The organism is Bradyrhizobium sp. UFLA05-108 (assembly GCF_059803455.1).
On sequence record NZ_JBANAZ010000001.1, the window covers coordinates 14,058 to 26,107 of the forward strand.

A 12,050-nucleotide genomic window follows, 5' to 3' on the forward strand; every position below is an offset into this window, starting at 1 on the left:
CCTGAAGCGCGATGACGATCCTCATCGCGCTTTAGTCTGCATCAACCACATCGTCACACGGGCCGGCCGTCATAACGGTCGGTTCAGAGCCAATCAGGAAGGAAACCTCAATGAATCTGTCACGACGCGATCTCTTGGCCGGTGCTGGTGCAGCGGCGGCTTCCACGCTGCTGGCGCGCACCGCGGGCGCGCAGTCTTTCCCGTTCTCGCCGAACCAGCGCTATCCGGATCCCGCCGTGCAGATCCTCGATCCGGGCTTTGCGAAATACCGGCTCTATTCCTCGACGATCGAGCAGGTCGCGACCGGCATGCGCTGGGCCGAGGGGCCGGCCTATTTCCCGGAGGGCGGCTATCTCCTGTTCTCGGACATTCCCAACAACCGGATCATGAAGTTCGACGAGAAGACCGGGCAGACCAGCGTCTTCCGCGGCAATGCCAACTACGCCAACGGCAATGCACGTGATCGCCAGGGGCGGCTGGTCACCTGCGAGCACTCCGTCACCCGCCGCATTACCCGCACCGAGAAGGACGGCAAGATCACGGTGCTGGCCGACAAGTTCGAGGGCAAGCGGCTGAACGCGCCGAACGACATCGTGGTGAAATCCGACGACAGCATCTGGTTCACCGATCCGACGTTCGGCATCAATGGCGAGTGGGAAGGCAAGAAGGAAAAGCCAGAGCAGGCCACCACCAACGTCTATCGCATTGCCAAGGACGGCAAGCTCACCGCCGTCCTCACCGATCTGGTCAATCCGAATGGCCTGGCGTTCTCGCCGGACGAGAAGAAGCTCTACATCGTCGAATGGAAGGGCACGCCCAACCGCAGCATCTGGAGCTACGATGTCGGCGGCGACGGCAGCCTTGGCGGCAAGACCAAGCTGATCGACGCCGCCGACCAGGGCTCGCTCGACGGTTTTCGCGTCGACCGCGACGGCAATCTGTGGTGCGGCTGGGGCTCGAACGGCGCGTTGCAGTCTGAGCCCACCGACGTGGGCGGCCGCAAGGTCTACCAGCTCAAGGGCAAGTCCGAGGATCTCGACGGCGTGATGGTGTTCAATGCGGAAGGAAAGCCGCTCGCCTTCATCAAGCTGCCCGAGCGCTGCGAGAATCTCTGCTTCGGCGGTCCCAAGAACAACCGCCTCTATATGGCAAGCTGTCACTCCATCTACGCGCTCTACGTGGAGGCGCATGGGGCGGTGTAAGGGAACTATGTGGCGGTAGCTTGCGCCTTAATCTCCAATGTCGTCCTGGCTTTCGCCAGGACGGTGATGGGGAGGCAGCGAGGCTTATGCCTCCGCCATCCCCGCCGCCCACAGTGCAAACGCGTAGACGATCGCGACTTCATCCAGTCGGTCGAAGCGCCCAGATGCGCCGCCGTGGCCCGCGCCCATGTTGGTGCGGAGCAGGACCGGGCCACCGCCGCTCATGGTGGCGCGCAGGCGCGCGATCCATTTGGCGGGCTCCCAGTAAGTGACGCGCGGATCGGTCAAGCCGCCCATCGCCAGGATCGCCGGATAGTCCTTCGCCGCAACGTTGTCGTAGGGCGAGTAGGACAGGATGGTGCGAAAATCCTTCTCGCTCTCGATCGGGTTGCCCCATTCCGGCCATTCCGGCGGCGTCAGCGGCAGCGTGTCGTCGAGCATGGTGTTGAGCACGTCGACGAACGGCACCTCCGCGACGATGCCTGCGAACAGTTCGCCGGCGCGGTTTGCGACCGCACCCATCAGCATGCCGCCGGCCGAGCCGCCGTGACCAATGATGCGCCTTGCGCTCGTGTACTTTGCCGCGATCAGCGCGCGTGCGCTCGCGGCGAAGTCGTCGAACGTGTTGGTCTTCTTCTCGCGCTTGCCGTCGAGATACCAGCCCCAGCCCTTGTCGGCGCCGCCGCGGATATGCGCGATGGCGTAGACGAAGCCGCGGTCGACCAGCGACAGGCGGTTGGTGTTGAAGGAGGCCGGCATCGCCGCGCCGTAGGAGCCGTAACCGTAGAGCAGCAGCGGCGCCGTGCCGTCGAGCGCAAGGCCGCGTCGATACACGATCGAGACCGGCACCTCGGCGCCGTCATCGGCTTTCGCCATGATGCGGGTGGTGACGTAGTCGGCCGCATTGTGACCGCTAGGAATCTCCTGGCGCTTGCGCAGGACACGTGAGCGCCTGGCCATGTCGTAGTCATAGACTTCCGACGGCGTCGTCATCGACGAATAGGAGAAGCGCAAGTTCGTCGTCTCGAACTCGTAGGAGCCCATCGTGTCGAGCGAATAGGCGGCTTCGTCGAAGGCGATGGCGTGCTCTTCGTTGTTGCCGAGATCGCGGATCACGATCGCCGGCAGCGCGTTGGCGCGCTCCAGCCGCACCAGGTGGCCGGCATAGAGATCAATATCGATGATGTAGATGCCCGGACGATACGGAATCAGATCGCGCCAGTTCTTACGCTCCGATATCGCGAGCGGTGCGGTGACGATCTTGAAGTCGATGGCATCATCGGCATTGGTGAGGATGAAGAGCTCATCGCCGCGATCGGCGAGCGAATACTGTACGCCCTCCTCGCGCGCCGCGACCAGTCGCGGCGGTGCGTCGGGATTGGCAAGATCGATCAGCCGCTGCTCGGAGGTCTCGTGGTCGCCGCCGGCGATCACGCAGAAACGTCCACTGGTGCTCTCGTGCAGATGGGTGAACCAGCCGGAGTCCTGCTCCTCATAGACCAGGAAATCGTCGGCCTGCTTCGTGCCGAGCCGGTGCCGCCACACCTGCATCGGTCGGTGATTGTCGTCGAGCTTCACATAGAAGAAGCTTTTGGCGTCCTTGCTCCAGACCACGCCGCCGTCGGTTTCCTCGACGAGGTCGTCGAGATCCTTTCCCGTCGCCCAATCGCGCACGCGGATCGAAAAATACTCGGAGCCCTTGGTGTCGGCTGTCCAGGCCTGCAGCTTGTGATCGGGCGAATGCCGGCTGCCGCCGAACCTGAAGTATTTGTGGTCCTTTGCGAGCGCATCGCCGTCGAGCACGATGTCGCTGTCGCCGCCATTGCGCGGCAGGCGGCCGAACAGCTCATGCTGTCCGCCTTCGCGAAACTTGCGGAAGTAGGCGAACGGGCCGTCCGGTGAGGGCACGCTGGAATCATCTTCCTTGATCCGGGAGCGCATCTCGCGCACAAGCGTCTTCTGCAAGGGCGCAGTATGGCCGAGCAGGCTCTCGGTATAGACGTTCTCTTCATCGAGATATTTGCGGATGTCGGGATCGAGCACCTGGGGATCGCGCAGCACCTCCTGCCATTTCGCATCCTTCAGCCAGGCATAGTCGTCGCTCACGGTGATGCCGTGTCGGGTGAACGAATGCGGCCGCTGCGGCGCGACGGGGGGCTTGGTGGGGCTGGCGGTTTTGGTCAAGTCGATCCTCGCGTCAGGGGGCGTGTCCTGCCTTTATATCGGAGCGAAAGTGGGGGATTTAAAGAAGCTCAATGCGGCTGTGGGGCTCGAAGGTCGCGTCAAACTCCGCCGTCGTCCCCGCGAAGGCCGGGACCCATACCCCCAGGGAGAAGTCGTCGCACGAGCTGGTAACCCCGAGTCTTCGCCCAACCACATCCTGTGGTACCGGGTCCCGGCCTTCGCCGGGACGACATTGGAGTGTTTGGCTTACGCCCAAGCCTAACCCAAGCCTACACCCCGACCTGCTCGCCGAGATAGGCGACCGCGGCCTCGAGCCCGCCCTTGCCGTGCGGGATCTTCAGTGCGTTGAGGCCCACCTCGATCACGCCGAGCGTGCCGAGCAGCATCGGTGCGTTGACGTGGCCCATATGGGCGATGCGGAAGGCCTGGCCGGAGAGATCGCCGATGCCGGTGCCGAGCACCACGCCGCATTTGTCCTTGCAATAGCGCTGCAGCACCGCGGGATCATGACCGTTGCCCACGGTCACGGTCGTCACCGTGTTGGAACGCTCGCTGTTCTCCAGAATGTTGAAGCCGAGCACCTGGCCCTCCGACCACATCGCGACCGCGCGCCGCGCGGCTTCGCCGAGCAGACTATGCCGACGGAATGCGTTCTCGAGGCCCTCCTCGTGCAAGAGGTCGATCGCCTGGCGCAGCGCGAACAACAGATGCACCGGCGCGGTGCCCGCATATTTGCGATAATGCTCGGTGCCTTCGCGCTCGCTCCAGCTCCAATAGGGCGTCGCCATGTTCGCCTTCTTGTGCGCCTCGAGCGCGCGATCATTCGCCGCGACGAAGCCGAGCCCGGGCGGCGTCATCAGGCCCTTCTGCGAGCCGGACATCGCGACGTCGATGCCCCATTTGTCCATCTCGAACGGCATGCAGCCGAGCGAAGCCACGGTGTCGACCATGTACAGCGCGGGATGGCCGCTCGCCTTGATCGCCTTGCCGATCGCCTCGATGTCGTTCTGTACGCCCGAGGCGGTATCGACCTGCACGACGACGACGGCCTTGATCTTGTGCTCCTTGTCACGGCGCAGGCGCTCCTCGACCTCGTGCGGCCGCACTGCGCGGCGCCAGTCACCCCTGAGCACCTCGACCTCGGCGCCCATCAGGGATGCCGCGTGGCCCCAGCCGATCGCGAAGCGGCCGCTTTCCAGCACCAAAAGCTTGTCGCCGCGCGACAGCACGTTGCTGAGCACGGCTTCCCAGGCGCCGTGGCCATTGGCGATGTAGATGTAGGATTTGCCCTTGGTCGCGAACAGTTTTGAAAGATCGCTGATCAGGCTCTCGGTCAGGTCGGTCATCTGCTTGGAATAGATGTCGATCGCCGGACGATGCATCGCCCGCAGCACCTCGTCGGGCATCGTGGTGGGCCCGGGGATGGCCAGAAATTCCCGGCCCGCGCGAACGGTCATTGTTGTTCTTCCTTATGTGATGAAGACGATCTGGAGGGTCATCGACTTACGCTTTTACGCGCCGTCGGGCCCTAAGAAAAGCACGTAAAACGCGGGATAATCATGCAAGAAGCCGATCGTTCGGACATGACTATCGCCGTGTCTCGCGGCATCCTGCGGCTTCGGCTTCCTCCACCGAGCAGAACCAGCGGGTGCCCTTGCTGATCTTCATCTTGATCTGCGCGTACCACCGGCTGGTCGGCTGGTGAAAGATGCATTCGCCGGCGCTGTTGACGTTGCCCTTGATGGTGCAATCCGGGGACGGCGCGACGGCGCCCGATGCCGAGGCGAGCAGGATCGCATGGGCCCCTTCGGGCGGCTTGGTGGCGCCGAGGATCGCGGTCTTCCTGTTGCGCACGCGCCAGTCCCAGGGGGCGATGAAGGCGCCCTGCCACATGCCGGCCTTGGCTTCGCGCGCGACCGCTTCGTCGGCTTCATAGTCGTGGGAGATCCGGGTGAAGGCCAGCGCCCAGCCGTTGCGCACCAGCCATTTCTGGATGTCCTCGCCGTCGACCTCGCAGCGCGCCACGGTGCGGCCGCGGCGGTCGATCGACCTCGCATGGCAGACCCAGTTCTTGCCCTCGGCGTATTTGGCGAGCTCCTCGCGCGCCGCCACGCCGCAGGTCCAGCGCTCGCCCTTGGTGTTGAGGCAGAGCTGGTCGGTCGAGGGTGCATCGATGCCGCCGAGCCGGATGCGGGTATTGCCGATCTGGAGTGTATCGCCGTCGCGGATCTTTGCCGTGCCGGTGATGTCGGCAGCCTGCGCCAGCGACGGCAAGGCGAAGAGGAAAATCAAGCCAAGAAATGTTCGCGACATGCCGGTCCGCGCGTAATGAAAATTCCGATAAGCCCAGCAATTGTGGTCGGTATTTGGCCGCCGGGCCAGCACCTGCCCAACATATGGGCTTTCAACTTCCTGTCATCGGTGGGGCGAGTGGCGAATTGTGAATAGCGAGTAGGGAGACTGATGGTGGCTCCCATTCGTTATTCGCCATTCACCATTCGCCGCCTCGCAACCGCCAGCCCCATCAGCACGAAGGCCGACGTGACTTCGGGGCCGCCGACCAGAATTCGTGTCGGGGTCTTCATCTTGTTCCATTCATAGGCACGGAACGGGCCGCGGCGGCCGCCTTCGCCGAGAGCTCTGACGATGCAGTTCAGCGCCGGCGCGAAGGTCTTGGGATCGGCGCCGAGATGGCCGAGCGCGATCAAGGCGAGCGCCGCGTCGAATGCGTTCATCTCGGCGACGAGCATCTCGCCCTGGACATAGCCGAGCACGCGGGCGCGGATGAAATCGAAGGTGCCGTCGGGATCGATCGCGGCCTGGGCGGCCAGCGGCAGCGACAGGAAGGCGGCGTAGCAGCGGCCGAAATAGGCGCTGTAGAGCTCGGGCAGATAGTAGATGTGCGAGCGCGGATTGGCGAAGGCGCCGCTCGCCGCCAGCCGCTTCTGGAAGGCGATGATGCGATGCACGGTGGCGAGCCGCGCCGGCGTCTCCAGAATCTTCCAGCGTTTAAGATTGCGGAAGGACACTTCGAGGATGTCGAGGTTCAGCGTTGGATCGAGATCGTTGCCATAGGGCCGCTCGCCGGCGAGATTGTCGATCCAGGTGGCGACGCCGCCTTCGTAATCGATGTTGTCGTTGAGCGGCACGGTGACGCGCGGCTCATTGACGCCCTCACGCACCTGGTAGCCCACGTAGAAATCGAGCAGGGGCTGGGCGAGGATCGGATCCTCGGAGCCGGCCTGCGTCGCGGCCGAGAACGAACACGCCGTGGTGTCGCAGTCCGGCACGTAGACGCCGAAGCCGAGGTCCTGCTTGATCTGCGCGAAGAAGCGGGAGAAGCGCGGATGCGGCGGCGGTGCGAGCGCGGTGATGACGTCGAAGCGCGTGCCGTCCGTGCCGCTCACCGCCTCGCGGCTGATGTTGATGCAGAAATCGACCATGTCCGCGATCGCGGCCTGCGCGGCGGTGGCGTCCGCGGGCGAGGCGAGGCCGGTCTCGCGATAGGCGAGCAACGCCTCGATGAAGAAGGCGTCGTAATAGGCCGAGCGGTGGCGGATCTGCACCGGCTCCCACATCGGCTCGGCGATGCCCCGCCAGGGCGGATTGATGATGGCGCCTGCGCTCGAGCGCGCGATGAACACGCGCGCCAGGTTGAACAGCAGCGAGGAGTTCTTGTAGCCGCGCGAGTTCAAGCCGGTCAGCGCCATGATCAGCTCGCGCCCGCGCAGGTCCGGGTCGCCGATCAGGTTGAACGCGGCAAAGGTCGGCAGAAAGCCGTTCTGGCGGTAGCTGCGGAGCAGATGATGCGCGCAGTCGCGGATCACGCTGTCGATTTCCGCCAGCGCCGGCGCCACACCGTTGAACGGCATCGGTGGCGGCTTGGGATGGTCGAGCGCGATGGTATCGAGGAGGTCGGCGACGGGACGGCCGACCGCTTCCCAGTCGGGCATGGCATCGTCACGCGCGCGGGTCAGTGCCGTGCGCAGCCGGGTCAGCCTCGCCTCATCGCGCAGGTCGGGCAGACCGGCGCGGCGGAGCAGCGCCCGCAGGGCCGGATTGCCAAGCGCGGTCTTGTAGAATTTTGCCAGATGCGGATCGCCGGTGGCCGGGCCCGCCAGCACGGGATCGCAGACGTCGTAAAGCGAGGGGCCGTCCTTCCGTGCCGTCAGGGCGCGGAAGGCGTGCCCGGCGAAATAATGAAAGCTCATGAATTACCTGGTCGCGCGGGGCCTTGCCGGGGTTCACGGCACGCCGTCCCGGCAGCGCGCCCATGTCTCCGCAAGTGATTGAAAAGTGTCACGAATTCGCGGGGAACACAAATGTGACCAATGTCACGGAAAAATTGGACACAGGAGCTGCCCGATCAGGGCTGAAAAAGGGCTCAAAGGATGACAAAATCCTCATCTGTGACGCTGCCAATTAACCAGCATATTCAGTGCTTTAGCTAAAAAGAAGGGCAATCTATTGCCGTGGGGGCGATATCCGGTTAAGGGTTTGTTTGGTGCGGCGCCGCAAATTGCGCGCAATTCGGGGACACATCCCCGGCCAATCCCTCAAACCTAAAGACGCCATCGCGCTACTCAGACAAGTGCGCGCGCCGCGATGGCTCCTGACAGGAATGAACCGAGATGAATGTAAGGCAGCTCGACATTTCCCGACGCACCATTGCGGTCGCCGCCGCCCTGATCGGCACGGTGTCGCTGGCGATCGGCGCCCACGCTGCCCTCAACATGCGCGCCCTCGATGCCGCCAAGGCGGTCTCGACCGCTGAGGTCACCGGCTCGGTCGGCCACACCTCGCGTCTCGCCCTCGTCATCGGCAATGGTCATTATCCCGACGCCAATGCGCCGCTGTCGCAGTCGATCAACGACGCACGTGCGCTGTCGTCCTCGCTGCGCAAAGGCGGCTTCGACGTTGACATGGTTGAGGACGCCAGCAAGGACGACATGGTCCGCGCCGTCAACCGCCTGAAGTCGAAGATCACGCGCGACAGCGTCGTCATGCTGTTCTTCGGTGGCTACGGCGTGCAAGCCGGCCGCGAGAGCTACATGCTGCCGGTCGATGCCGTGATCTGGAAGGAAAGCGACGTCCGCCGCCACGGCGTGTCGATCGAGAGCGTGCTCGAGATGATGAAGGAGCAGGGCGCCAAGGCCAAGCTCGTCGTCGTCGATGCTTCGCGCCGTAATCCCTATGAGCGCCGCTTCCGCTCATACAGCCACGGGCTGGCGCCGATCAGTGCGCCGGACAACGCGCTGATCCTCTCCTCTGCCTCGCCGGGCAAGGTCGCCGACGACGGCAAGGGCGAGCACAGCGTGCTGGTCAGCGAGCTCCTGAACAACCTCAATGCGCAGGGCAGCGCCGAAATCGTCTTCAACAAGACCCGTGTCGCCATCTCCCGCGCCTCCGAAGGCGACCAGGTCCCGACGGTGTCGTCCTCGCTCCTGGAAGACGTTCAGTTCGACCAGGCTGGCGGCTAGTTCCTCACACCCTGCAAGGTCTCGTGCCCCGGACGCGGCGCATCATGAAATGATGCGCTGCTGAGCGGGGGCCCATGCCTTCATGCGGAGCTTTCGGGAGAGATGGGTCCCGGCCCAGCGCAGCAGCGTGCACGCTGCTGCGCGTCCGGGACAAGAGCCCTTCTTACGCGTTTACTTCGTCTCCGCGCTCGCCGTTACCGGGCGAACTGGGTCGCCTTCGCGCAATAGCGCGCCGGCGCGGGCGACGACGATGTCGCCTTCATTGACGCCGTCGCGAATCTCGATATTGCCGCCGGACATCAGCCCGATCTCGACCCGCTTGGTCTCGACGCGGTTGCGGCGGATGATCTGCACCACGGTGCCGGCGGGACTGTACTGCACGGCGGTCAAGGGGACTGCGACATTGCAGCTCTGCCCGGTCTTGATCAGCGCGCGTCCGCTGGAATTCAGCAGCAGCCGCCGCGGCGTCGAGATGCCGATATAGACCATGCCCTGCTGGATGTTCGGCTCGACCGTCGGCCCGATCTTGCGCACCTTGCCGTCGATGTCGCCGGCACCCGCGACGCGCACGGTGGCCGGCTGATTCACCGCGAGCTTCTTCATGTCGGCGGTGGCGACCAGGCCGACGAGGTCATATTCGCTGCGCGCCACGATCGAGAACAGCGCTTCGCCGCGCGCCGAGGCCGGTGCGCCGATCTGTGCCGTCGAAGCGGAGATCACACCCGCGACCGGCGCCGTCACCTGGACTGTACCACCTTCGGGCAAGGCCAGCCGCGCCAGCACCTGGCCGGCGGTGATGGTGTCGCCGGCTTCCGCCAGCACCTCCGTCACCTTCAATCCGGGACGCTCGGGCCGCACCGAGCTTTCCTCGCGCGCGATGATCGTGCCGCTCGCCTCCACGATGTCTGAGAAACAGGACTTTGCCGCCTTCAGCACCGTGACGGCCGGTCCCTTGGGTGCCTCCTCATCGGCGGCGCGGGCCGGGAGAAGGCCAAGAAAAAGGCCAAGCCCCAGTGCGGTGGCCGCTGGAAGCAGGGTTTTGCGAGATTTGCGGGTGCAACGACGCATCGGACCAATCCACGGGATCAAACGCTTCACTCGATAGCAGATGGCGAGGGTCCACACCATGGCGCCCGAGTGGCAGGACGGATCGCCGCAGGTGCAGGTCACGGCAAGCCTTTGATTAGTCGCGGGATTGAAGATCAGGTTCGGCGCCTCGCGCCATCCGTCAGCTAGGGCGTTCGCCGAGCAGCCTACCGGTCGTGCGATTGATCAGGTGCAGGCGCGCGCACGCCGGACACGTCACCGAATCGTGCGTATCCCTGGAATCGGACAGCTCGGCCGTAAGCCGATGCTGAACGTTCATGCCGGTCTGCGGGCATTTGAAGACAATATGACGGTCCATCGCGTGCCGGAATATGACGGCAGCGAGCCGCGACCGAAACTACGGATGATTGCGTAGGTCGGTCGCAACTCCCGCCCTCTTACTGCAGCGCGATGAACTCCACCCAGTTCGGCTTCTTGCCGGTCGGATAGGACTTCAGTTTGGTTAACGCGCCGCTGGTTTGGTCGATCGCATAGACCGACATGCCGTCGGACAATTCGCCGAGGGCGGCGAGATAGCGGCCGGTGGGATCGATGTTGAAGCCGCGCGGCTGCTTCTCCGTCGGCACGGTGCCTACCGTGGTGAGTTTGCCGCTTGCCGGATCAATCTTGTAGGCGGTCAGCGTGCTGGTGGTCCGCTCCGAGGCATAGAGGAAGCGGCCGTCGGGCGTGACATGGATGTCGGCGGCCCAGGGTTTGCCGGTGAAACCTTCGGGGAGCGCCGTAGTCCGCTGGATCTCGCTCCACCCGCCGGACTTGGCGTCATAGCTGAACGCCGCGACGTCGCCGTTCAGTTCGTGGATGAGATAGACGTATTTGCCGTTGGGGTGGAATACGAAGTGCCGGGGACCCGATTTCTCAGGTACCTTGTAGACCGGCGGATCGCTCGGCGTCAGTTCGCCGGTGGTGGCATTGAAGGCGAAGGCCAGCACCTGGTCGGAGCCGAGATTGGTCGCAAACGCAAAGCGATTGTCGGGCGAGGGGATCAAGGCGTGCGCATTGAGCCCGGTCGGGATCACCTGCTTGGGCTCGCCGACGACGCCGGTATCAAGCAGCGGATTGAGCGTGACCTTGTTACCGCCATAGGAAGCGCTGAGCACGAACTTGCCGGTGCGATCGGTCATGACATAGGCCATGCTGTCGGCGAGCGGCCCGTTGCCGATGTGCTTGAGCGTGCCGGTCTTCGGATCGATCGCAAAGCTCACCGCCGAGAACGGCTGCGAGCGCACGCCGGCGATCAGCACGCGGCGATCGGGTGTCACCGCCAGCGGCGTCGAGGAGCCGGGCTTCTCTATGCCGGCGAAAGGCGCGGTCTGCACCGGGCTCATCTCGCCCTTGTCGTCGATGCGGAAGACGGAGATGTCGTTGCTGTCGGCATTGCCGACATAGGCAAATGTGTCGGCCATACCGGCGCGGACTCCGAATTGGGTGGCAAGAATGACGGCGCATGCCGCAAGCGGCAGTCGTTGCAGGATAGTACGGGGGGGCGGTCGAGACATCAGGCTTCCTCCAGCTTTCCAAAATCGCCCTTGCCGTCCGGCATGGCTTTTCTTGGTTGCCGGCGAGGATACAGGGCTCCCTGCCATTCCGCCAAAATCCACGTTGGATCGATCGATGTCGAAATTGTATCGGTCGGGTGTCGCAAAGCCGGCACCGTGACGCGAACCAATGTGGTGTGCATGAATTGAGTCCGGGCAGGCCTCAGAGGAGCTTGGTCATTGCCCCGCGAAAACGATCTTGAGGGTAAGCCCGATATGGGCGGCAAGCATGGCGGCCAGGCCGGCCAGCCTAAATCTCCGCCACGCCCAAAAACCAGCCAGCGCGATGAAGACGCGGTGGCAAAGCATCGGGGCCATCAAACCGAGCAGAGGCCGCCACCGACCAACAAGAGATAGTTCGGCAAGATATTGGCCCCAGGATAATGGCCTTGGGTGCGCTCACAGGCCGCAGCAGAAGAGGAACGGCATCGTCGTTCGGCTGTTCTAGAATTCCTGCTTGCGGCGGGAGGCTTTTGCGGAGGCTGACGTGTTTTGGATTTATTGGGACACCGCCTGGTCGATCATCATCAGCGGCATCATGT

At 64.0% G+C, this 12,050-nt stretch carries 10 protein-coding genes; 3 read left to right on the forward strand and 7 right to left on the reverse strand.

All coding sequences use genetic code 11. From position 1 onward, the window contains the following. Positions 1 to 110: 110 nt before the first annotated feature. The gene (locus tag SO140_RS00080) at positions 111 to 1,202 is read left to right on the forward strand and encodes an SMP-30/gluconolactonase/LRE family protein (RefSeq protein ID WP_474802268.1); all 1,092 of its coding nucleotides are present in this window, start codon (positions 111 to 113) and stop codon (positions 1,200 to 1,202) included. Positions 1,203 to 1,286: 84 nt separating this feature from the next. Here SO140_RS00080 and SO140_RS00085 read toward each other — a convergent pair whose 3' ends face one another. From SO140_RS00085 to SO140_RS00100, 4 genes are all read right to left on the reverse strand, one after another. Next, entirely contained in the window at positions 1,287 to 3,386 is a 2,100-nt protein-coding gene (locus SO140_RS00085) for a S9 family peptidase (protein ID WP_474802270.1), read from the reverse strand. Between the two features lie 269 nt (positions 3,387 to 3,655). Then, positions 3,656 to 4,843, reverse strand: a complete 1,188-nt coding sequence (locus SO140_RS00090) for a pyridoxal-phosphate-dependent aminotransferase family protein (RefSeq protein WP_449379731.1) — start codon at positions 4,841 to 4,843, stop codon at positions 3,656 to 3,658. A 130-nt stretch (positions 4,844 to 4,973) separates the two neighbouring features. Beyond that, positions 4,974 to 5,699, reverse strand: coding sequence for a thermonuclease family protein (locus SO140_RS00095; RefSeq protein WP_449379732.1), 726 nt, complete (start codon positions 5,697 to 5,699; stop codon positions 4,974 to 4,976). Between the two features lie 167 nt (positions 5,700 to 5,866). Continuing rightward, complete coding sequence (locus SO140_RS00100; RefSeq protein ID WP_449379733.1) at positions 5,867 to 7,597, reverse strand: hypothetical protein; 1,731 nt, start codon at positions 7,595 to 7,597, stop codon at positions 5,867 to 5,869. Between the two features lie 420 nt (positions 7,598 to 8,017). Here SO140_RS00100 and SO140_RS00105 point away from each other — a divergent pair, with 420 nt between their 5' ends. Then, entirely contained in the window at positions 8,018 to 8,866 is an 849-nt protein-coding gene (locus SO140_RS00105; RefSeq protein ID WP_449379734.1) for a caspase family protein, read from the forward strand. A 171-nt stretch (positions 8,867 to 9,037) separates the two neighbouring features. On the opposite strand, the gene SO140_RS00110 is transcribed toward SO140_RS00105, so the two are convergent. Then, a complete protein-coding gene (locus SO140_RS00110; RefSeq protein ID WP_449379735.1) occupies positions 9,038 to 9,934 on the reverse strand; it encodes an efflux RND transporter periplasmic adaptor subunit in 897 nt (298 codons plus the stop codon). Between the two features lie 127 nt (positions 9,935 to 10,061). On the opposite strand from SO140_RS00110, the gene SO140_RS00115 reads away from it, so the two are divergent. Beyond that, entirely contained in the window at positions 10,062 to 10,328 is a 267-nt protein-coding gene (locus tag SO140_RS00115) for a hypothetical protein (RefSeq protein ID WP_449379736.1), read from the forward strand. Positions 10,329 to 10,350: 22 nt separating this feature from the next. Here the strand turns inward: SO140_RS00115 and SO140_RS00120 are convergent, their stop codons facing one another. Both SO140_RS00120 and SO140_RS00125 read right to left on the reverse strand, forming a co-directional pair. Then, positions 10,351 to 11,469 carry a lactonase family protein gene (locus SO140_RS00120; RefSeq protein WP_449379737.1) on the reverse strand — a complete coding sequence of 373 codons (1,119 nt, stop codon included), beginning with the start codon at positions 11,467 to 11,469 and terminating at the stop codon, positions 10,351 to 10,353. Continuing rightward, positions 11,469 to 11,651: a hypothetical protein gene (locus SO140_RS00125; protein WP_449379738.1), complete on the reverse strand. Its 183-nt coding sequence runs from the start codon at positions 11,649 to 11,651 to the stop codon at positions 11,469 to 11,471. The genes SO140_RS00120 and SO140_RS00125 overlap by 1 nt, the downstream gene beginning before the upstream one ends. Positions 11,652 to 12,050 lie beyond the last annotated feature (399 nt).